The sequence below is a fragment of the Serratia sp. root2 genome, from assembly GCF_031931805.1.
Lineage (GTDB): Bacteria > Pseudomonadota > Gammaproteobacteria > Enterobacterales > Enterobacteriaceae > Serratia > Serratia inhibens.
On sequence record NZ_JAUJXB010000003.1, the window covers coordinates 352653 to 373811 of the forward strand.

At 54.6% G+C, this 21159-nt stretch carries 28 protein-coding genes; 7 read left to right on the forward strand and 21 right to left on the reverse strand.

Annotated features, from left to right (window positions below):
- Positions 1-10 precede the first annotated feature (10 nt).
- From QZQ97_RS17695 to QZQ97_RS17745, 11 genes are all read right to left on the reverse strand, one after another.
- Positions 11-394 (reverse strand): hypothetical protein, encoded by a 384-nt coding sequence (locus tag QZQ97_RS17695; RefSeq protein WP_311994512.1) that lies wholly within the window; start codon positions 392-394, stop codon positions 11-13.
- Positions 394-732 carry a M15 family metallopeptidase gene (locus tag QZQ97_RS17700; protein WP_311994513.1) on the reverse strand — a complete coding sequence of 113 codons (339 nt, stop codon included), beginning with the start codon at positions 730-732 and terminating at the stop codon, positions 394-396. Before QZQ97_RS17700 ends, QZQ97_RS17695 begins: the two co-directional genes overlap by 1 nt.
- Positions 719-1018, reverse strand: a complete 300-nt coding sequence (locus tag QZQ97_RS17705; protein WP_311994514.1) for a phage holin family protein — start codon at positions 1016-1018, stop codon at positions 719-721. The genes QZQ97_RS17700 and QZQ97_RS17705 overlap by 14 nt, the downstream gene beginning before the upstream one ends.
- Before the next feature lie 9 nt (positions 1019-1027).
- A complete protein-coding gene (locus QZQ97_RS17710; RefSeq protein WP_311994515.1) occupies positions 1028-1486 on the reverse strand; it encodes a phage protein in 459 nt (152 codons plus the stop codon).
- Between the two features lie 6 nt (positions 1487-1492).
- The gene (locus QZQ97_RS17715) at positions 1493-2614 is read right to left on the reverse strand and encodes a DUF2586 domain-containing protein (protein WP_311994516.1); all 1122 of its coding nucleotides are present in this window, start codon (positions 2612-2614) and stop codon (positions 1493-1495) included.
- Positions 2614-3315, reverse strand: coding sequence for a phage virion morphogenesis protein (locus QZQ97_RS17720; RefSeq protein ID WP_311994517.1), 702 nt, complete (start codon positions 3313-3315; stop codon positions 2614-2616). The genes QZQ97_RS17715 and QZQ97_RS17720 overlap by 1 nt, the downstream gene beginning before the upstream one ends.
- Entirely contained in the window at positions 3312-3806 is a 495-nt protein-coding gene (locus tag QZQ97_RS17725; RefSeq protein WP_311994518.1) for a phage tail protein, read from the reverse strand. The genes QZQ97_RS17720 and QZQ97_RS17725 overlap by 4 nt, the downstream gene beginning before the upstream one ends.
- Positions 3803-4270 carry a head completion/stabilization protein gene (locus QZQ97_RS17730; protein ID WP_311994519.1) on the reverse strand — a complete coding sequence of 156 codons (468 nt, stop codon included), beginning with the start codon at positions 4268-4270 and terminating at the stop codon, positions 3803-3805. Before QZQ97_RS17730 ends, QZQ97_RS17725 begins: the two co-directional genes overlap by 4 nt.
- 101 nt (positions 4271-4371) lie before the next feature.
- Entirely contained in the window at positions 4372-5076 is a 705-nt protein-coding gene (gpM, locus tag QZQ97_RS17735) for a phage terminase small subunit (RefSeq protein ID WP_311994520.1), read from the reverse strand.
- Positions 5077-5102: 26 nt separating this feature from the next.
- The gene (locus tag QZQ97_RS17740; RefSeq protein WP_311994521.1) at positions 5103-6122 is read right to left on the reverse strand and encodes a phage major capsid protein, P2 family; all 1020 of its coding nucleotides are present in this window, start codon (positions 6120-6122) and stop codon (positions 5103-5105) included.
- 34 nt (positions 6123-6156) lie between these two features.
- Positions 6157-7212: a GPO family capsid scaffolding protein gene (locus tag QZQ97_RS17745; protein ID WP_311994522.1), complete on the reverse strand. Its 1056-nt coding sequence runs from the start codon at positions 7210-7212 to the stop codon at positions 6157-6159.
- 175 nt (positions 7213-7387) lie between these two features.
- On the opposite strand from QZQ97_RS17745, the gene QZQ97_RS17750 reads away from it, so the two are divergent.
- From QZQ97_RS17750 to QZQ97_RS17770, 5 genes are read left to right on the forward strand one after another with little or no spacing between them, the layout of a single operon-like run.
- Positions 7388-9160 (forward strand): terminase large subunit domain-containing protein, encoded by a 1773-nt coding sequence (locus QZQ97_RS17750; RefSeq protein WP_311994523.1) that lies wholly within the window; start codon positions 7388-7390, stop codon positions 9158-9160.
- Positions 9157-10212, forward strand: a complete 1056-nt coding sequence (locus QZQ97_RS17755; RefSeq protein WP_311994524.1) for a phage portal protein — start codon at positions 9157-9159, stop codon at positions 10210-10212. Before QZQ97_RS17750 ends, QZQ97_RS17755 begins: the two co-directional genes overlap by 4 nt.
- Complete coding sequence (locus tag QZQ97_RS17760) at positions 10205-12046, forward strand: hypothetical protein (protein WP_311994525.1); 1842 nt, start codon at positions 10205-10207, stop codon at positions 12044-12046. Before QZQ97_RS17755 ends, QZQ97_RS17760 begins: the two co-directional genes overlap by 8 nt.
- A complete protein-coding gene (locus QZQ97_RS17765) occupies positions 12043-12825 on the forward strand; it encodes a hypothetical protein (protein ID WP_311994526.1) in 783 nt (260 codons plus the stop codon). The genes QZQ97_RS17760 and QZQ97_RS17765 overlap by 4 nt, the downstream gene beginning before the upstream one ends.
- Before the next feature lie 59 nt (positions 12826-12884).
- Entirely contained in the window at positions 12885-13151 is a 267-nt protein-coding gene (locus QZQ97_RS17770; protein ID WP_115061052.1) for an ogr/Delta-like zinc finger family protein, read from the forward strand.
- Positions 13152-13176: 25 nt separating this feature from the next.
- Here QZQ97_RS17770 and QZQ97_RS17775 read toward each other — a convergent pair whose 3' ends face one another.
- The 10 genes from QZQ97_RS17775 to QZQ97_RS17820 all read right to left on the reverse strand — a co-directional run bounded on the left by QZQ97_RS17775 (position 13177) and on the right by QZQ97_RS17820 (position 19556).
- Complete coding sequence (locus QZQ97_RS17775; protein WP_311994527.1) at positions 13177-15756, reverse strand: replication endonuclease; 2580 nt, start codon at positions 15754-15756, stop codon at positions 13177-13179.
- Positions 15753-16007, reverse strand: coding sequence for a DUF3850 domain-containing protein (locus tag QZQ97_RS17780; protein WP_311994528.1), 255 nt, complete (start codon positions 16005-16007; stop codon positions 15753-15755). Before QZQ97_RS17780 ends, QZQ97_RS17775 begins: the two co-directional genes overlap by 4 nt.
- On the reverse strand, positions 15994-16284 hold the full coding sequence (locus QZQ97_RS17785; protein WP_311994529.1) for a DUF5405 family protein: 291 nt from the start codon (positions 16282-16284) through the stop codon (positions 15994-15996). The genes QZQ97_RS17780 and QZQ97_RS17785 overlap by 14 nt, the downstream gene beginning before the upstream one ends.
- Positions 16281-16850 carry a 3'-5' exonuclease gene (locus QZQ97_RS17790; protein WP_311994530.1) on the reverse strand — a complete coding sequence of 190 codons (570 nt, stop codon included), beginning with the start codon at positions 16848-16850 and terminating at the stop codon, positions 16281-16283. The genes QZQ97_RS17785 and QZQ97_RS17790 overlap by 4 nt, the downstream gene beginning before the upstream one ends.
- Positions 16847-17647, reverse strand: a complete 801-nt coding sequence (locus tag QZQ97_RS17795) for a hypothetical protein (protein WP_311994531.1) — start codon at positions 17645-17647, stop codon at positions 16847-16849. Before QZQ97_RS17795 ends, QZQ97_RS17790 begins: the two co-directional genes overlap by 4 nt.
- Positions 17644-18159 carry a hypothetical protein gene (locus QZQ97_RS17800; protein ID WP_311994532.1) on the reverse strand — a complete coding sequence of 172 codons (516 nt, stop codon included), beginning with the start codon at positions 18157-18159 and terminating at the stop codon, positions 17644-17646. Before QZQ97_RS17800 ends, QZQ97_RS17795 begins: the two co-directional genes overlap by 4 nt.
- Before the next feature lie 188 nt (positions 18160-18347).
- Complete coding sequence (locus tag QZQ97_RS17805) at positions 18348-18704, reverse strand: hypothetical protein (RefSeq protein WP_311994533.1); 357 nt, start codon at positions 18702-18704, stop codon at positions 18348-18350.
- A gap of 107 nt (positions 18705-18811) precedes the next feature.
- On the reverse strand, positions 18812-19030 hold the full coding sequence (locus QZQ97_RS17810) for a phage filamentation protein Fil family protein (RefSeq protein ID WP_311994534.1): 219 nt from the start codon (positions 19028-19030) through the stop codon (positions 18812-18814).
- A gap of 2 nt (positions 19031-19032) precedes the next feature.
- Positions 19033-19284 carry a hypothetical protein gene (locus tag QZQ97_RS17815; protein ID WP_311994535.1) on the reverse strand — a complete coding sequence of 84 codons (252 nt, stop codon included), beginning with the start codon at positions 19282-19284 and terminating at the stop codon, positions 19033-19035.
- Between the two features lie 2 nt (positions 19285-19286).
- Positions 19287-19556, reverse strand: coding sequence for a Cox family DNA-binding protein (locus QZQ97_RS17820; protein ID WP_311994536.1), 270 nt, complete (start codon positions 19554-19556; stop codon positions 19287-19289).
- 136 nt (positions 19557-19692) lie between these two features.
- Between QZQ97_RS17820 and QZQ97_RS17825 the strand changes: the two genes are divergently transcribed.
- Both QZQ97_RS17825 and QZQ97_RS17830 read left to right on the forward strand, forming a co-directional pair.
- A complete protein-coding gene (locus tag QZQ97_RS17825) occupies positions 19693-19986 on the forward strand; it encodes a helix-turn-helix domain-containing protein (RefSeq protein WP_311994537.1) in 294 nt (97 codons plus the stop codon).
- A gap of 66 nt (positions 19987-20052) precedes the next feature.
- The gene (locus QZQ97_RS17830; protein ID WP_311994538.1) at positions 20053-21039 is read left to right on the forward strand and encodes a phage integrase; all 987 of its coding nucleotides are present in this window, start codon (positions 20053-20055) and stop codon (positions 21037-21039) included.
- Positions 21040-21159 lie beyond the last annotated feature (120 nt).

The window sequence follows — 21159 nt, forward strand, 5'->3', positions numbered from 1 at the left end:
GCCGGTGGCATCAGTGAGGCGCGGCAGAACCGTCGGGCAGCGGCTGCGCAGGTTGGCCTGATAAGGCACGTTCGGCGCGGTCGGTGGCGGCGTTGAACAACCGGACAAACTCGTCAGTAGCGCACACGTTGCGAAACACCGGTTTAACCGTTTCAGTGCGGATTTCCCGCTCAGTACGTATTTCATTACCGCGCAACGCCTCCAGTTTTTCTTCCAGCAGTCTGGCCGAAGCCCCGGCCATGTGTTCTGTATACCGGCGGCTTTGTTCTGCCCCGGCGGTGGCTGCCCGTTCAATAACCAGTTGTTGGCTGTCCTGGTACCACCCGGCAGCCGTCCAGCCACACCCAAAGGCGGCACCCAGTGCCAACAGTAAGGCGATCGGCGACAGGTTCATCAGCGGACGCCGTTGTGTTCCAGGCTAAAGTGGTTGCCGTCCGGGCGGGAGAATCGACCGCCCCAACTGCCGCCAATGCTTTCCCAGAACTTACCCAGCTCGGTATAAGCGGCGCTGTCAGTCTGGTATTGCCCATTAATGAACAGGTTAAAATCGACAGCCAGGCGCTGCGTGTGCAAGCTGTTGGCGATCCCCTTGCCGGACTGGACATTCAGCTTGGCCTGCTCCGGTGTGCGGTAGGCTTCGCCGAATGTCAGCCGATAGCCTTTTTCGTCCGCCCACATGATGAGCTGGGCGATCAGCTTGGTGAAAAGCTGTTGTTTTTCACTTAACGTCATTGTTTTCCCCTTGTACCCACTTGTTACCGCGGCGGCGTAGCCAGCGCTCAACGAATTGATAGCCCGCAATCCCCAAGGCGCACCCGATGCCGTTGATAGCGACCGGGGACAGGTCAGGAAACTGCACTAGCGCGACCCCGGCCACCATGGAAACGGCAGACCCCAGAATGATGCGGCCAACCATCAGCCGCGGGGTGATCGGGTCTTTGTTATTCAATATCTGCCCGAGTGCGATCACGGCACCGATAGCGGCCAGCGTCAGGATTTTCTTTTCGTGGTCTTGCATCCTGTCCCCTTAGCCCAGCAGGTCGCGGGTATCATCGGCGGACAGGTACGGAATACCATTAATCCGCACGAAGTCGGGCGACGTGACCAGATACTTGATTTTGTGGCTAGACGTCCCGGCGCTGGATGTGTCGATCGCCAGCAGGTTGGAAACGTTCAGCTTGCACCCGTAGGCTTCGACCTTCAGTTCTTCGTCGCCCGCCTTGGCGTAGAACAGGAAATCCTGAAGATCAATCCCGCGCCATGACCCGGCAGCCTGGGCTTTCGACTGCACCAGCTTCAGGTTTTTGGTATCCAGTTCGATCTCGCCCTCGGCGGCGACTGACCCGTCTGTATAGCCGTCAGGAATGCCGCGGGTTTGCGACACTTCTGTGTTGTCGGTGATGTCCAGGGAGATGTTCTTCACCTGGATGGCAACGCCGCCCATGTCGATGTCGAACGACTGCCCCGAAATGCGTTTGGTGCTCATTGGCGGTTACTCCGTGTCCAGGCTGGTATCCAGCAAGATGTTGACGGTGATCCCCTTCGGGCTTTCATACGGGCGGACGGTCAGATAAACGCTGACGTTCTTGCTGTCCAGCCATGTGATCACCACGTCGCCGTCGCGTGGTGTCTTCACCTCACCAGGAAACGCAACGTTGTTGATTTGGGTGCTGCGCGACATTTCACGCAATGTACGGCTGAAGTACACCTGGTTTGCCGCGATGCTACCCGGCGTGCTGTTCAGGCTGCGATCGCCGATTTTGGTAATGGCTTGCAAACGCACCCGGCGCGCGGCTTTGTCGACGGTGCGCAGGTATTCGATCACCTGGTAGTCGCCGCCTTCTACATCCAGCGTCAGCCCGTCGGCCCAGTACATGCCGTCAAAGTCCGGGTACCACATCGGGACGCTGTACCGGTTGGCATTCAGCGTTTGCAGGTTCGCCAGGCTAATTTCAAGTCCGTCCTTGTCGGTAGGCTTTTCAGTGCTGCCGATGTTCAACAGCGGGCCGGTTTTAACGCGGGCAGGGCTGTCGGCAATCGTCACGCTACGGTTGCACAGTCGACCGGCAAGAACGCCGGGTTCATTTCCCCACAGCCGCGGCACCAACTGCACGCCGAAGGCGGCGACGCCGTTCTCCAGTGCGGCCAAGCGTGTTTCATACTCCGCCCAGGTCTCTTCGGCCTGGATACCTTGCACGCCCAGGATGAACCACACCCAACGCCCGTAACGGGCAATCAGGTCAGCGCGTAATGTATTGGCAGCCTCAATGTCAGCTTTGGCTTTGACGTCGATCAGCAACACCACGCCTTCCACGGATGCGACGGCTTGCGCGGCTTTGATGGCAGCGACCCAATCCTCCGTTTTGGCCTCGGGGGCCAATACCTGGACATAGCCGAAAGTGTTCTGGCCTGCGTTGGCAAAGGCGGCTTTCACGTTGCTTTTCAGCACGCTGTCAGCGGCCCCTAACAGGGCGTCGAAGTCAGACTGGCTGTTGACTGACAGCAGGCCGCCGGTTGCGGCGCCGATACCGATGTACAACAGGACGCGCTCCACCTCGTTGGTGGTGCCCTGGTACTGGTTGAGCTGGTTAATGGTGACATTCGGCCAGGTCATTATTGTTTCCCCTTAATGTCTTGTGCCTTCACATCCCAACCAAAACCAATAGCCTGGAGCTGGCGGGCAAGAATGCGGTTGAACTCGTCGTCACTCACGCCCAGGAATACGCGGGCGGGAATATCAATTTTCCAGGTACGCTTCGGCGGCTTAGCGCTTAGCTTTCTAATCAGCAGGCCCGCCTGGGCCATGCTCATTTTTTCCGTGATTTCTTTTGCCGTGGCCTTGGCATACCGCTTGCCGCGCCAGACCTTGTAACCCAGCTTGCGCAGCTTCCTGGCCTGCCGGGCATTGGCCGGTTTGTCCTGGTTGCTGGGCCGCGGTGCGGTACCGGCGTTACCCTGGATGCTGGCGCCGCCCTGGTGCACGGCGCCAATCAGTCCGGCGGCAACGGATTTCCCGGCGTTCTGGTACTTCCCGCCCTGGAGATAAATGCGCACGGCGCCAATTTCCGGCATTTCCTTGACGTGCAGCAGTTTCGGTAACTGCCGTAACATCTTCTTTTTGCCTCGCTTGCGCTTTGCCCAGGGCTGTCCGTCGGGATCTGTCTGGTTACGGGCGTTACGCTTTGCTGCGGTGATCACGCCCAGCTTGGCGATGCGCCACAGCAGGCGCTGCTGCTTTCTAGCGGGCATGTCGCCGGAGGCTAACGCCTCTTTCAGGGCGGCCAGTTGGGCTTTATTCAGCTCACCATGGATCATTCGCTGTTGCCGTCCACGTTGGCCCCGACGTTGTCGGCGCCGTACACGGTGGCCGTCTCGGCAATCAGTACCACCGGGTCGCCCAAGCGCCAGCGTTTATTGTCGTGCGGCACTGGCCCGTCTTCGTCTTCGATAATGCCCAGTTCGTCCACCAAGGGGACGGAAACACTGACAATCGCGGTTTGCTCGTCAATGGGTTGTGGGTCGATGTCCGGGTCTTCCAGGCCAAGTTCTTCGCGCAGGTCATTGGCATGGTCACCCAGCCAGACAAGCACCAGCGTGTACAGCAACTGGGGGTCACACAGGCGATAGGGCCAGTCGTCCCAGCGCAGTTCGCCGGTGTACGTGGTGTATCCGATGCGACGCTGTCCCATCCCCATGTCCTTGTTGCTGGACACGATTTTCTGGTCGTCCATGTAGCTGTCAAAGTCACGCACTCTAACCGGCAGATTTTCCTGCAAAAACGCGGTCAGGCTCGTTAACTGGCTCATACCAGACTGACCCCAACGCGGGATTTGCCCTTGATGTTGCGAATGACCAGCGTCGATTCGGCGATCAGCGATTCGCGGGTCTCGTTGCTCTCCTGGCCTGGGTGAGTTTCCCGCCGGCCAATACTGGCTAATTCGCCCATCAAATCGGCTTTGGCGCGGGCATACACGGCCTTTTTGTACTGGGCAGTCAGTTGGTTTTCACCGTTGACGGTGGCGCCCGGCACGGCCAGGGCTGCGTCGTACCCTTTGGCCTGCTGTTGTTCCACGTAACCCGCCAGGCTTTTGTTCACCTCACTGACGGAGGCCAGCAGTGCCTGCACCGCGGTAGCACCGTCCATGTGCGGCGGGATGGCGCGTTGTTTCTGAAACTCGCCCAGGTTCAAGTCCGGCCAAAACGGCACGGCGGTATTGGCGATTGTCACGTCCTGGTAGTCCAGGCTTTTGCCACTGAATCCTAAGCTCATACATCACCTGTGAAAGAGAAGCGGGCTAACCGGTTTCTTTGGCCACGAAAACCTTACGGGTTATCAGCCTCCACCGTGCCCGCCCCGGCTTGCGGTAGTCGTTAATTGGCCTGGAGTGACCGAATACGGGCGGCGATTTTGTCGCGCAATGTCTTCACCCCGACCGGCTGGTGATAGTTGTGCGCCTTCGCCAGCAGGGCGTCGGCCTGTTCCAGGACAGCCACGTCGTCGATCGCCGTGGGCTGCACCTTGCCGTTTTTGTCTTTCAGCAGAAGTTGCCCGGCGAACTTGTACCACTTGGCATTGATTTCTTCGTGCAGCCGCCAGTTGTCGCAGATGTTGGTAAAGGTGCGACTAAAGTACGGTTCAACACTGTGACCGGCGTCAGCCTCGGCCATTGCCCAGGACAACATGGTGTCGGCCACGAATGCCGGGAACGTCCGGCCAAAGTTTTCGGGGGTGGCCTGGCCTTGTTCGATGGCGATATCGGCCCATTCAAGGGCCATGTCATATTCGCCAACGTCAAACAGCCAGATCACGCAATAAGCGAACGTCGGGTTTTGGTAGGCGATACCGTCTTTCAGGTATTGCTCTACTGTCGGCGTCCATTTCGGCAGCAGGATGTTGCGCTTCATTTCCACCCTGTCGGCGACTTGCGGCAGGTCACGCAGGCGGGCGACGTCCATGTCCAGGCTGCGGAACTGGACGTTCAAGCTATCCGGGCTGCTACTCAGTGCGCGACCTTCCGCCAGGGCCTTCTCGGCCTTGATGCGGGCGGTGTGTCGCTGGCAGGGTGAAAGTGCCATGTTCAATCCTTACTGTCGGTTAAGGGTTATTCGCCGCCTGGGGCGGGGACGTCGTCGGAAATCGTGACGGCCTTTTCATCAAACGCGGCGTACATCTCGTCATACTCGACGGCGTAGCCTTCGTTGCGCAGGTATTTGTTTTCAAATGCCTTGCGGTCGTCGACCCATTCCGATTTACGCTGGCGCGTGCCGCGCTGGGTGTAAATGTGCAGGTTCGACAGGGTGGTGACGATCAAACGCTTGCCAGGCATGAATGGCGGTACATATGCGGGGCGACCGGCAATAGATTTGCTCAGCAGCTGCGCGGCGTTCTTTTCGGTTGGCTTGTCGGCTGCCTGGTACAGGCGGAACTCTTCAGCCGCCACCAGGTCGGAGCCGCACAACACGATCAGGTTCGGGTCTTGGCGGAACTGCTCGGCAATCTTGGTGTTGATTAAATCCGACGCCATGGCGTCCAGAGATTTGTAGTCGCCGTGTTCGCCCAGTACCACCGCGTCGGTAACGATTTGACCCGGTGAACGGTCAAAGACGATTTTGTGCCAGCCGCGGTTGACGTCTTCACCGTTCGGGCTGGTTGCCGGGTTGGTGTCTTCGGCAATACTGGTACCGTTGAAACCAATGCGGATCATGTCCAGGGCAAACGATTCATTGCTGAAGTTGGTAACGCGCTGGAAGAACTCTTCTTCGCTGCCCGCGTTGGCCCAAACAGACAGCAGGGCGTAGGTCAGTTGGGCGCACGAGTCGGTCTCAACCAGCTTGTACTCGTTGCCATCCACGCCGACTTTCTTGGTAAAGCGGCCTTCTTTTTTGCGACCGGTGAACAGACCCGGATTGCCGACGGCAACCACTTGACCCTGTAACTGGTCGACGTCCATCACGGTGATCATCTGAAGGAATGCAGAGCTATGCAGCAGGGCATCGCGCAGCTTGGTTTCCTTCGGGTCGGTCAGCGAGAAATAACGCGACGGGTTATCCACGCCATAGGACAGCGCCAGACCGCCCAGGTATTGGTTAATAAGCGCAAAGGCGCGTTGGTTCAGTTGCATGTCTGCATCCCCTGAAAGTGGTGGTTAGGCGCCGTTAGACGAATTCAAACGGCTTTTTGCCGCCTGCTGGCGTCTTGCTGGGCAATGGCGTCGCGCGAGTCGACAACTGGGTCATGCGCTCAGTCAACGCCGCAAGCTGGGTTTTCAGGACGCTGAAGTCCTGCGATTCTGGCTTGGCTGCTGGTTGACGGCGTCCTTGACGGCGTGACATGCGTTTCGCTGCGGGCGTCTTGGCGGAGAAGGTTTGCCACAGTTGGGCCATCTTGGCTTTTTTCGCGGTGAACTCTTCTTGCTTCACCTCGTCTTCCGGGTTGGCTGCAACTTCTTCAGCGGCGGCGGCGACTTCGTCGGCCACTGCGGCAATTTCATCGGCCAGATCGGCGACTGCGTCAGCGGCTTCTTCCGGGGTGCTGGCTTCGGCGTCGCCGTTGGCGTTAGCCTCCAGTGCATCAAGACGCTGCGCCAGCGCTGTGATGAGGTCTTTTAACTCGTCCATTTTTCCTGTTTCCTCTTCGGATAGGGTGGCGGTAGCGTCTTCTTCGGGGGTGAAGGTTTTACCGGTGGTAAATAAGCGGCCTAAGAAAGAGGTTTTTTTGCCGCTGTCGTTATTTCGTTTTGATAATTTCCCCAGGCTGAACGCTTCCACGGTTCCGCGACTGCCTTCGACCGTTTCACCGTCGAACACAAAGGAAAGTTTCTCAGTCCCCAGACTGGCCGGAATATCAGTAACGGCCATGCCCATGAGGTAATTAGAATATTTACCGGCAAAGTCGGGGATGATTTCCACAGAGGTGAAAAGTTTTTGCCCCATGCGATTAGCGTCAATCAAAAATTGATTTGGGATTAATTTCGCATATAGCTCGACTACACCGTTTTGCTCTTCATATTTCAGCTCGTCAACTTCGCCCATGTTATAAGCGTATTGGCGCATTGAAATATCATCTTCATGTTGAGGCCACAACAGTGCGGTGTATGTCTCACGGCTGTAATTGTTTGCGCAATCAATCAGCCATTGCGGTTCTATAGGACGCCCGTCTACGGATGTGCCGGACGTGCAAACACGTAACCAGTCAGAAACTAATTGAGGCATAACAGACCTTTTAATCAGTTGGGGTAAATTTAATTACTTGGCGAATTGCAGTATTGCGAATATTTAATGTGCTCGCATTCCCTTTTTTTCTTATACGTTCGGATATAGCCCTATTACCGAATGCATCCGATATTTAGTTGTCATTTTCGTTATTTTTGCACTGCATAATAAGCGCATGGCTAAATATTCAGATGAATTAAAAGGCGTTGCCCGTTCCCTTTATATAAAAAAGTGGACGCCGCAAGAAATACGCCAAGAGCTTAATCTGCCCTCTGTGCGGATCATATACCACTGGGCGCAAAAAGATGGCTGGCGCGACATGCTCAGCGCGGAAAGCGTCGAAGAGTGTATTAACCGCCGGATCATGGCGCTGGCGCCACGGGACAATAAAAGCCCGGAGCAGGCGCAAGAGCTGGACATGCTGATAGAAAAGCACGTCCGCTTGCTGACTCAACGTTATAAACACGAAGAGAAGATGGCGGCGGCCAGGGCAGGGAGCCAAACGGGCGCCGGGATACCTGACGATGAAAAGCCCGAAAAACGGAAGTACCGCAAGAACGACATATCGAAACTGACGGGGGAGGAGTTCGAATACTTCGCGAAAGAGAACCTGTTCGCCTATCAGCAGACCCTGCGCGACAACAAGCATCAGTTGGTTCGCAACCTGCTCAAGTCGCGCCAGATTGGCGCCACTTGGTATTTTGCCTTTGAAGCCTTCGAAGACGCGGTTCTGACTGGGGAGAACCAGATTTTCCTGTCGGCGTCGAAGCGACAGGCGGAGGTGTTCCGCTCTTATATCGTCAAATTTGCCCAGGAACTTTTCGACCTGACGCTGACCGGCAAGGACATCCGCCTGAGTAACGGCGCCGAAATGATGTTCCTGTCGACCAACAAAAACACGGCGCAATCTCACCGCGGCCATTTGTACTGTGACGAATATTTCTGGGTGCCCAACTTCCATGTGCTGAATGAAGTGTCTTCCGCCATGGCAACCCATAAACACCTGCGCACAACCTATTTTTCTACCCCCAGCGCCAAGACGCACCAGGCGTACCCCTTCTGGACGGGTGACGAGTGGAAGAAAGGCAGCAAGAAACGCAGCGCGGTTAAATTCCCGACCTTCGACCAGATGCGTGACGGCGGGCGCCTGTGTCCTGATGGCCAGTGGCGTTTCATTGTCACGATGGAAGACGCGGTGGCCGGTGGCCTCGACAAACTGGTCGACATCGAACGGCTGCGCAACAAGTACAACCCGGACACCTTCAACATGCTTTACATGTGCGTGTTCGTCGACTCCGGGGACAGCGTCTTCAAATTCAGCGACCTGGAGCGATGCGGTGTTGATTTCGATACCTGGCTGGATCACAACCCCGATGCGCCACGGCCTTTCGGCAATCGTGAAGTGTGGGCCGGTTTCGACCCGGCACGCACCGGCGATACCTCGACCTTTGTCATTGTGGCGCCGCCTCTGTTTGACGGGGAGCGGTTCCGCGTTCTGGCCACCTTCTACTGGCAGGGGATGAACTTCAACTATCAGGCCAAGCAGATCAAGGCGCTGAAACAGCGTTACAACATGACCTATATCGGTATCGACATTACCGGCAGCGGGCGCGGTGTGTTTGAGTTGGTGCAGCATTTTGCCATGCGCGAAGCCGTGCCAATCCATTACAGCGTTGAAAGCAAAAACCGTCTGGTGCTGAAGATGATCGACGTCATCGGTGAAAACCGTATCGAATGGGACAAAGACCAAACCGAAATCCCTGCCAGCTTCCTGGCTATCCGCCGCACCACCACGGCTAGCGGCAACAGCCTGACCTTTGTAGCCGATCGCACCGCCGAAACCGGCCATGCGGATGTTTTCTTCGCTATCTCTCACGCCGTAGCCAACGAGCCGATCGACTACGAGCACAAACGTAAATCAACCTGGGCATTCGGAAAGGCAGCATGAAAAAGAAAAAGCGCCAGCAGCAGCGCCGCCAAGGCGGCAAACAGTTCTCAGCCTTGCCCAGCATGACCGGCGGTAAGCCGGGGTCGGTGGTTTTCGGACCGCCGGAAATGGTGCTGACAAGTGGTACCGATTACCAGGATGTCTGGTACGACAGCGACTTTGACCACTGGACGCAGCCGATTGACCGGCTGGCCCTGGCGAACCTGGTCAACAGCAACGGCCAGCACGGCGGGGTCATTTACGCCCGGCGCAACATGATGTCGGCTGATTACATGAGTGGCGGCCTGTCACATGAAGAGCTGAAAGCGGCGGCGTTCGATTTCACCACCTTCGGCGATGCGGGCTTATTGAAGGTACGGAACTACTTCGGTGAAGTTATTCGCCTGGCGCCGCTGCCGTCGCTGTACCTGCGGGTGCGCAAGGACGACTCTTTCGCCCTTTTGCAAAAGGGGGCGCCGCTAATTTATGACCCCGAAGACGTGATCTTCATCAAACAATACGACCCACAGCAACAGGTTTACGGGCTTCCTGATTATATCGGTGGCATCAACAGCGCCCTGTTGAACAGCGAAGCAACCATTTTCCGCCGCCGCTATTACCACAACGGTGCCCACATGGGCGGCATTCTCTATACCACGGATGCCAACTTGTCGGATGAAATGGAAGACGAGATCAAACAGAAGGTTGAACAAAGCAAGGGGATCGGCAATTTCCGTAACCTGTACATCAATATCCCGAAAGGCGACCCGGACGGGGTGAAGTTTATCTCTGTTGGCGATATTGGCGCCAAAGACGAGTTTGCCAGCGTCAAGAATATCTCCGCCCAGGACATCCTAAATGCACACCGATTCCCCGCGGGCTTGGCGGGGATTATTCCAGAAAATGCCGGGGGCTTGGGCGACCCAGTTAAAGCGCGTGAAACCTATCGCAAAGACGAGGTGATCCCGCTGCAAAAAATGTTCATGAACGCCGTGAACACTGACCCGGAAGTCCCGGAGTCATTACACCTGCGATTTATTATTGAGACAACACGAGGGGCAACAGATGAGTGACCAACCGGCGGGAAAGCGTATTTCCGAATTAAATGCGTCTGAAACGCTAGGCAGCAATGACGTATTACCCGTTGCACAAAACGACAAAAACGACACATCCGTGTACCGCACGCAAGGTGTGAAGGTTGCGACGCTTTCCGATCATATTCTCGGCCAGGCATTCCGCCCAGAAACCGGGGAGGTAGCCGCCGCACTGCGTGACGAAAGTCTGTTCTCAATTTTTGAGGTTGAGAAAACAGGGGGGTTCGGTACCCCAGACGCATTTGTCGGTAATCGTGATATTGAAAATAATGCGTTCTACATCACGACGAACACAGAAGGGCGTCGCATTGAGTGCGATCCCCAGGGCTTCGAATTCCAGCCTGAAGATGTTTACACCCCGACGACCCCCACACCGCCTACGCCCCCGGATAACTCGCTGATTGAGCGAGATAACCGCAACAAGCTGGCATCTATGCTCAAACAATCCCAGGTGTTGGCGCATGACATTGCCGGGATGATTTGGGACTACTGCATCGTGCTTGTTTACGGTCAATCCCTCGGCTCTGGAATGGAGGGTTGGCCTGCTCTCACTAAGGTGGCGCGTGAGGTAGGCAATATTTTGATGGTTGGCAACTCTGTCCGGGGCAGTTCTCGTAATGGCACCTATATGCCCCTGGGGGAAAACATCTTCCAGGACTTGCGGGCGGTGGTGCAAAGCACTGCTAACCCGGCCCTGGCGCTGTCCGATCAAGAGGTGGCCGTATTAGATGAAAAAAGCACTTGTGAGGGTGAAAGCCTTGAGGTTAGCGCCATTCATTTCTGGCGAGAGCTGCAATTACAGATGCAGGGGGCCACGTCTAACCCCGACCGGAAAATCATCGTTGTTAACTGCTGTGTTGCCGGGCGTTCGATTGAACAACTTAAAAAAGGTGCACAATCACGTCATTACGAAAACCGGGTACTAAAAGCGCTAAATAACATCAAATCTTTGGTTGATGCTAAATCTGCTGAAGTGGGGCGGACGCTAACATGTGGCATTGTTGCCGGTATCTATATCGGTAATGAATGGAACTACCTGGGTACCGACGGTACAACGAAGTTAGATGAATATAAAGTCGAGCTGGGTTCAATGGGCGACACTATCGCTTCCGAAAACCAAGCTATTTTTGGCACCAATAAAAGGCCTGTATTTATCACGACCCAGACGGGCGATGTCTACACACGAGATTCGACTAACCTTTCTATCGGTACGGCACATATCGAATTGCAAAATGAGCGCGATAATTTCTTCTGCGCAGGGCCAAATTATCCAGTTCCATCAAAACCTGGCGGGCATCGTGACCCAAACGGCTACCGGTGGCTGGGTCAGAAGATCGGCCAAGTGCTGCACCACACCATTGATTTACGTCGTAAATGGTTCCCGATGCATGCGCTTAACGCGACCTATTCAGGCAAGGAGGCGCTGGTCGACCATATGGTCATGCGTTGGCCGGTAGCATGGCGGGAGACATTCAGCACGATCACCCCCACGATGTATCAAAATAAAGGCTATCGCCTGGTTGATGCTGTTGGCGCTGTGACAATCACCAAAGTCGAGATCGCCGCCGATACCATTACGCGCATTATCGCAGATCGTGACCTGGTGGCACCGGTGTTCGTCTGGTATGCCGGGCAAACTACCTACAGCGGCGACGGCAACCTGTATGACTCGGACAGCACGCTGTCGCTCTATAACTACGAATATCACGAAGGTTCCGGCCAGTTTGCTGCGGCCAATCTGCCGACCTATGTCAATAAACCCTATCCGTTAAACAACGCGTGCGCCGCGTACCGTATCGAGGCTAAAAAATGAGTGACATTATCGACATCGGCATGACAATTGTTTCAAAAGGGGCGCGGGCGATCCGCCGCTCTAACGGTATCCCCGCGCCATTGGCTGGCCTCGAATACCTGAATTTTTTCTGTGATAACCCCGACTTTTCGGACCCGACGCGCAACTTAAGCCGGAACCTGGTGCGGGGGAAAAAGCGTGGCCGTATTGTAGGTACGCCGTTGCTCAACGATATGAGCGCAACCTTTCATAGCCTTGTCGACTACATTGATTCCGGTGTTGCCCACACTGATTCTATGACGTTGATTGCCATTGCTAAGGCGCCAAACCCTGCGGATGAGTCGGCTATCCTGTCCAACTTTAACGGCCCCAAACCTGGGGGCGGGACGTCCCAAGGCACCGGCATCATGTTCCGCCCGAACAGCTTTTATTATAACAATGCGTTGGTAAGCAGCGACGGAAGTGTCGCGCTGGGTCAGCTCAGTACGCCGTATACGCCAGGGGAGTGGGCCATTATTGAAGCCCGGAGTTCAGCGGGTCTGAACGGCGGCAATTTCTGGTTTACGCAGAAAGGGGTAACAGCAGCCAAAGCGTATGGCTTGCCACCAGGGGGGCATATTGAGATTGGTGGGAATATCATGATCGGCTCATTAGGTGGCGCCCTGGGGAGTGTGAATGGTAAGCCTGCTGAAATTGCCGCAGTAGCCATCTTTAGCCGCGCACTGACCGCTGATGAAGTGGCCTTTTTCAGGAACTGGATTAAGTCGATTTTCTTATATCAATACGGCTGGTCGCTTTAGTTTGCCCTTACCCCCGAAACGGTTAAAATATGATAAATAAAGCGGTTTCGGGGGAAGCTATGCGAGTAATGAAGGTTTACTGTCCTGAGTGTGGTGATAATGCCATTATTCGGAAAACATGCCGGAAAGATAAAAAATTGTCCGACCTGTATTGTGCGTGCTCTGACGTGGAGTGTGGCCATACGTTTGTGTTAAACGTCACCTTCTCGCACACGATCAGCCCCAGCGCCAAAACAGGCAGTAGCCTGGTGCGGTCGCTACTCAGTTTACTGAGACCGGACGAACGGCAGATGGCGCTGGACTTGCTCCAGGGGCAAGCGATTTAACATGAAACCCGCGAAAGCGGGTTTTTTATTGGCTGCTGTTCTTGCGAAGTGCCCGCCCGAAGCGGGTGATCAGTTCGCCAGGGGACGGCGTATTGTTCTCCCGTACCAGGTATAAAACGCCCTCCGGCCCGGCGCGGTAGCGGTCGCCGTCAATGTTGACCGTTTGCCCAATGACCAGGCGCCGCAGTGCGGCCCGGCTGATATCGATCCCCAGTGTGAAGGCGTAATCATCCAGTTTCCCGATCAGTTCGTCCTGTTGTGGTGATAATGCACGCTCTCCGGGCGTAGGTGGTTGGGGCTGGCGCCGTTCCTGCACCTTCTTCGGCTCATCATCCCGCAATCGCTTCAGTAGCTCCCGCCGCTCTTTATATCCCAGTACGTCAAAATTGAGGTATTCCGGCTTTTCATGCGTGGCAATCTCTCCCCCTTCGCTGTTTGAATTTTGCTCAAGGGGACAGTTATTGCCACGAGTCCAAGGGGCGGTAGGGCCGCCCTGATGGTCAACGTCAAACCCGAAGCGATCGCCGCCGTTGGCGTCGGTCGCCGAATTAGGGGCGTTGCTGTCGGTTTTTCGTACCATTTTCCAGTCGCCGGAATGGGTACAGATGCGGGAGGCATCGCCCAGGCGTGGCGACCAGACGCCATAAATTTGCGTACCGTGATCGCCGTAATCGTTCGGTGTCTCCGATGAGGTGTAAGCGGTGCGGACAACATGGTATTTGCGCGGGATAAGTACGCCGCCCTGTTTGCTGATGTACGTGGCGAAACAGCCGACGTCGGCGGCGGCGAGCACGTCGTCCATTTTCTTGTCTGCCAGCATCGGGGTACCGGGTTTCTTTGCCTGTTGCGGGTCTTGCTTACGAAGCAACTGCCCGGCCAGTAACCGTAGTTCGCGGTAAGCCTGGCGCGACGGAATGCCGAAAAATCGGAACTGTTGCACGCGGTGCAGCGACGCCCAGGCGGTGACGTTCTCCACTGTCTCTTTCAGGGATTTTCCGGTCTCTTTGCTGATGGTGTCTTTCAGCCCTCGCCCGTCAATGTTCTTGCTGACGTATTTCGCGATGTAGCTGGTTGGGCTGCCTTTGCTTTTGGTGATCAGCTCGGCATCAAAACGCGGCTTGATGTTTTTACCCAGGCCTGGCCCCAGTTCGGCCCGGTCGGCCCGAATAGCAAAATTGCGCATCAAGGTGGTGATCGCCTTGCGGTCTTTCTTGCGCATGAAGCACAGCAAATGCCAGTGTACTGTTCCGTCGTGGTGCGGCTCGGCCACGCGCAGGCCATACCAGCGCAAGCCCTGGCGGTGCATTGCCTTGCGGATACCGGCAAACAGATTGACAAGGTAATCGCTGGTTTCGCGTGGGGTGGTGTGGTTCCACTTCGGATTAGGTTTTCCGCTCGCCAGCGTCGCGTGATATTTCGACGGGGTAGTGATCGTATAGAAGACGGCACAGTCGCCGCGCATTTCAGCCAACAGTTCCAGCCCCTTGGCGCAGGCCATCATTTCATTGCGGCGGTGCTTCGGGTTGCTGTTGCTGGCCTCGATCACGTCTTCCATCGCCAGCGTGACGCCGTCCTCATTGGTCAGCTCATGCGCCTTGAAAAACTCCATTGCCTTGCGACGCTGTTCGCGCTTGTGTATCAGGGCGTCATGGCTGATATAAACGGACGCGTGCTTATGCACCAGGCAGACAGCACGGAGCTGGGCTTCGCGCCATTCGCAACGCAGACGCCACAGATTTCGATACCACCAATTTGCGCAGCGCAAGCGGGCCAATGCACCGGGGATCAGGTCATAGGGGATCTCAGCGCGGCGGGTACCTTTATGCAGTAATGCATGATAACCCGGCGGCTGTACGCACAACTTGGCCGCCTCGTTGGCGACCAGGCGGTAAAGCTGGAGCAGGTCGTCGGGTGTTATGTTCTCTTCGTCCGTGACAATTTGCTCGTACAGGTCAACGAACAGCATATCCATGTGGGTGGCTACTTTGACGGCAAGCCCTTTAACGTCGTCCTGGTACAGCTCCGGCAAACTTAGCAGGGTTTCCATGCCTTCATGGCGGGCCATATGCCGAAAACCGATGGTTTGCTGGCGGTTACGTACCACGTCCAACCGTGCCAATTCGCTTTTTACGATGTCGCATAAAAACGCATTGGCCCGATCGTCGCCTTCTTCCCGGCGCAAATAGTCGACCCGCTGTTGCAGCGGCTGGCGGATGAATTTTGGCTGGGCATTAAGGTCTGCCTGGGCGGCCAGGGCGGGGTTGTGGCGATACATTTCCCGTGCCAGTTTGACCTGGCTAATGCGCTTGTCCTGGTTGAAGCCGCGCAGTTCCGGGTCGCGCTCATCACTATTGAAGTATTTGCGCCAGGTGGCCTCGCTCAGGGCTTCCGCCTGTTCGGCCAGGTGGCGGCGTTCCGAGGTGTACAGCGCGATGATACCGGCCAGGGATGATTGGGGCGGCGCGGTCGGGGTTTCTTCCTGGCGCGGGTTTATCGCTTGGCGCGGTGCGTTCCAGGTGAATGGCAGATCAGAAGCGACAGCGCCGCCGCCCGGATAGGGCAGCGGCGGAGTCGGGGAGTAACGACCTTTCACAGCTTTGGTCATAACTTCCAGGGGCCTCGTTTGATACTCAGCATGACATAGCCTGGCGCCCACTCACTGACGTCAGTGATATGTGTGATCTGAACATGCACATATTCACCGGTGTAGCCTTCAGCTTCAGGCAACCACTCGCGAAGCTTCAGAATGTCACCTTCCTGAAAATCACGGTCGTTGAAACGAAACTCCGCCTTTTTAACCCCGGCCACCACAAAGCAAAAATTGGCTGTAGTAATCTTCAGTTCATGGGTTTTCATTGTGATGTTCCTCGCTGCTGAAGGCTGCTTCGCACTTCTGGCCGATACGCAGAATCTTGGCGGCCAGTTCTGAAATGCTGCGGACATCGGATTCGCGGACGTGTTGGTAAATGAGAACGTTGACCAACTGGGGAATGGTCGGGCAGTAAGCCAGTGGGACCAGGCGTTCTTCGCCCGCGCTCTTTCCTGCTTTGCCGACTACACGCTGGTTGAGGATGAACTGGTGCGCGTCGCTGGTGATGACGAAGCGATCGTCAATCGTGATATGGATGCTCATTGCGCACCGCCTGCTGCCATGGCCTTAATAACACCGAGAGTGGTCAGGCAATCTGAAAGTGCACGGTGTGGCGTTCCTTCAATGACGACGCCTTGTTGTTCAGCAGCGGCGGTCAGCTTTTGCCATTTGTAGCCGCCACGGTTGCTTTCTTCGCCGTAATACTCCGCGTAGGCCAGCATGGCGCAATGAGAATTTTCACCAATAAAAGAACATAAGCCATCATAACCAAGCCCATTCAAACGGGCTGATTGGATAATCATCCGAGCATCAAAACTAGCGTTGTAGGCAACAAAACCATGTTCAAAAAACATAGCGCCAACAGCACCATGCACATCTCGCCATGTCGGGGCGTTTGCCACCATTTCATCGGTGATGCCGTGGATCGCTGTGGCTTCTGATGGGATTGATTTTGTTGGCTTTATCAGCGTGTTGAGCATGATGAACCCATTGCAATCGATAATGCTTATTTCCACGATCTCGGCATCAACACCTAAACCGGTTGTTTCGGTATCGAAAATCAGACGGTCATCGCCCAGCCATTTATTCGCTTGCTGTTGTGGTGTCATTGCGCACCGCCTTTAGCGGCTGAGTCTTCCAAAAAGGACAAAATCTTGAGGTATGCGGCTTTGTCATAGTCTTTTAAGAAAGGCCTATTCGTGTCTTCAACGGCGTTATACCACTGGCGGAAAATATCGATGTCTTGGCTGCTGATATATCTTTCTAGCCTCGGGGCAGATGTTTTTCCCGCGGTCAGGAACTCGTCGGCGATCGCGTAAGCGGAGGCAGAAAGGTCGGTGTAGTTTTCCCAGGCGTCGGTATTCAGCCCCGCGATGATTAAGGCTTGCAGTGCCTGGGTGGCGATCACTTGGCGGAGACAGATTTCGTCGGTGTCCTTCTTCTGGATGAACAGAACACGGCGGCCATGCCCAGCATAGCGGCGTTTGAAATGCTCATTTGCTCCACCGAGAATGGCATCGCGGGCGTGAAATCCGACGGGGTCAGCGGCTACAGACTTGATTAAGTCAGCGACCCGCAGGAAATCGGTTTCAGATATTGGTGCCCAATGCGGGTAGGCTTCATTGCAAGCATTGATGATAGAAAGCCAGCCCGCTTTGTATTGCTCCAGGTGCTCGATGCGCTGGCGTTGCTTTTTAGCTTCCTCCTTCAGTTCCTCAGTGTACTGGCCTATACCGGCAGTTTTTTGACGTGCATCTAATTCGACAATGGCATCGTTTATCATGTCGGCAAAAACACCAACTTGCGCTTTTGCGAATGCATTGTTCTCAGCTGGAATTAACGCACGCAGGAAGCTGATAATTACGCGCAAGTTTTCTGTATGTTTAGGTTTTACTGGGTAGCTCATTTTGTCACCTCATTGGTTTGGTCGGTTATTGACTGATCTTCTTGAAGCTTCCGGCACCAATAGAAAATCGTTCCAGTTGATACCTCGAACTTTTTGGCAATTTCTGAGTAGCTCAGGCCGTAATTCGTTCTTAGCTGATGCACTAAATAAATATCGTCATTGGGGATACGTAACTTAATGCCCTTGTAGTTGGCGTGTTTTCTGATAGCGCATTCGGGCTTGCCTAACTTCTCGGCCATTTCCTTTACGCGTATTTTTCCCGCATTATTTTCAATAAACTCACTTTCCGCGGTTGTGAAATGAGTAAAGCTTCTTGCCGTAAGATTCACGTGCAGTTTATTGGCCTTGCTGATAACGGCGCTTCGGCTACGTGGTGGCGTCATGAGATTGCCAATAGCGGCGGCGGTCAATGTGTCCTTGTGCTTCATAAGTAACGCTATATCGCCCTGGCTCCATTCGGGCTTAGCCTGGTTCAATCTTCCGGTGACACTGGGGGAGTAAAGCCTAGTCATAGTTGCGTTCCTCTGGACGAGGTGCCGTAGTGCGACAGCGTCGCCAGCAGTGGAGGGCCAGCGTTCCATTGACGATCAGGACGATGGCGAGAAGGATATAAAACGCGTAATGCATGGCGGTACCTCCAATTTCAGGCAATAAAAATCCCGGCACGGAATAAACGCGCCAGTGCTTTACAGGTTGTTAATTAAAGATTCAGCGTGCGGTCAGCGATGGAAATAAACTTCGGTAGGCAGCGGCCTAACCGGCTTTCGGCATTCATCGCCAGAACTATTAATTCCCGCTCGGCTTCGGTGAATGTCTCAAAGCGGCGTTTGGCGTCTGACGTACGGAAAGGTTTTTTCTGTCCCCGCTTGTCAGCAATACGATTAGCCCGGAACAAGATCACCTCTCGGTCTTCGTCGCCTTGTTCCTGGCAGTTATGGTTTGCATTAAAATGACGGCAGGCGACATTTTGATTTATTTTGGCGTTCTCTCGCCATTCGACGCAAAAATCGCGGAATGGCAATTTCCTTGTTTCCTGACTTTGTGTAATACCGCCCATAAATCCCCCGTTCATTATTAATTACCTATTTTAAAGCGTCCCCAGTGACGCCAATCACCCACATAAAAGGAAAGGGGACGCTTTAAGATAGGGCCGGGTTTCCCCGGCTAAGCGAAAATGCCCATCAAGCGAGCGAACCAGCGCCGACGCGGTCGGGACATATAAGGCTTTTGCAGCCCAGGTAAAAACTGCACGTTGGCGACAGATGGCTGGAAGTGGCGACCGTCTGGCAGTTCCAGCCATCCGCGGCGGTGGCTCCGGTGGGTAATCTGGTGTGCCTGAGTCAACAGGGCCGCCATTGATGGACATTGCTGTGTGATAGTCATGGTCAATCCTCAATCTCTTCGGGGAAAAAGTCGGGAACCTTCTCATGGTTCCGCCAGTGGTCGGCTGCATCGCGCAACCCGATCGCTTCTTTACTTGCTGCATATCCCGCGGCGCCCGCCAGTGAATACAACATTTCGCTTGCCCAATGGATTTCGGACGGGGAATGCGCTGGGCTACGTTGGAATGCTTGCTCCTGGCGCATTTCGTACATGCGGATCACACGGTTAGCGGCTGCGAAGAACGGGGCTTTCATGATTAAAGCCCCAACCACAACAACCACGCGTCGCGCTGCTCTTTCGGGCGGTTCTCGAATGCGTCACGCATGGCGCGGTTGAACTCCGGCAGGAATACCCAGTTTTCTCCCTTCTTAGATTTACCACCCGGGACACGCCACGGGATGATTGGCAACTTGTTGTCATCAATCATCGTTTTCACTGCGGTGGCTGGTTTGCCGATCATCTCGGCGAATTTCACGTAATGCACCGCGTCTACCGGGTGCTTGATTTCCTGAAAGCTCTCGATCATGTGTGCTAACCTCTCTGGATCAACTGCCTTTAACTGCTTCTAACTGCCATATATGGCGGTTGATGTTTTGTTGTTCAGGTGTATCCGTATATGGATACCTTTGCGTGAATACTATATCCAGATGTGGAACTCGTCAATGCAGATACATGAAAAAATGAAGGCAATGAGAATGGCTGAAGGTTTAAGTCAATCTAAATTTAGCGAAATGCTAGAGATTTCAATTAGTACGGTGAAGAAGTACGACGGTGGTTTTGCAGAGCCTGGATCAGCTGTTTTAATGAAAATCCTGCAACACCCTCGCTTCATTAAATACACGCTCTGGATGATGACCGGCCAGACAGCGCCAGAATCCGGGCAAATAGCACCGGCTCTCGCACACTCTGGGCAAGAGAGCGCGGAATCGTCCCAATCCGAAAAGAAAATTGGATAAACCTTTACAAAGAATACATTTTCACAATCTGTTACCAAGATGAGCAATTCATCGGAGGGCTTCGCTATGTCGATTAAGAAGCTCGATGATGGTCAGTACCAAGTGGACATCCGCCCAGCCGGTCGCAATGGAAAGCGTATCCGCAAGCGGTTCAATAAGAAGATGGAAGCACAGGCGTTTGAACGCTACGTCCTGGCAAATGCAGATAGAAAGGAATGGTTAGGCGCAGTAGTTGACCGCCGACAATTGAGCACGTTACTGGATACATGGTGGCTATATCACGGCCAGAACCTTCGCTGTGGTCAAACCTACTTATGCCAGTTGAAAAAGACGGTCGCAGATATTGGCGATCCAGCCGTTAACCGTTTCAATAAGCGCACTGTTCTGGAGTACCGCGCACGCCGGTTATCACTCGGTATCACTGCTGCAACCATAAATCGCGACCTGGGCCGTTTGTCTGGAATGTTTTCATTCTTGTGTAAAGCCGACCTATTTACCGCTGAGCATCCGCTGCGCGGCATTGGGAAGCTTGAAGAAAAACACCCTGAAATGACCTACCTCTCAATACCGGAGGTCGCAAGGCTACTTAGCATGTTGGAAGGAGAGGAAAGGCGTTTTGCGCTCTTTTGCTTGAGTACGGGTGCTCGGTTTGGTGAGGCCAATAATTTGACTGCGGAAAGGGTAAATCACGGGCGGGTCACGTTCATGGTAACTAAGAGCGGCAAACCGCGAACGGTGCCAATTTCATCAGTGCTTCAGGATGAGATCAAAACGAGCGATTCGGGGCGGCTATTCAATGTTGACTACCCCAAGTTTCGATTAAAGCTGAAAGCTATTAAACCCGATTTACCGAAAGGCCAAGCGGCCCACGTTTTACGGCATACATTTGCCAGCCACTTCATTATGAAGGGCGGCAACATCATTGCCTTACAACGGATACTTGGTCATGCAACGATTCAACAGACGATGGTGTATGCGCATTTTTCTCCAGAATATCTGCAAGATGCCGTTGCGTTGAACCCACTAAGTGGGGGGCTTGATGTAGTGGGCTAACGTCCACACCTTGTCCACGTTTAGGCGGCCTTTAGCAGCGATGAACAGCTAACAGGTCGCCACAAGTGATTGATTTTTATATTCAACGCTTTATTGACCTAGCGCAATGAAACCCCCACT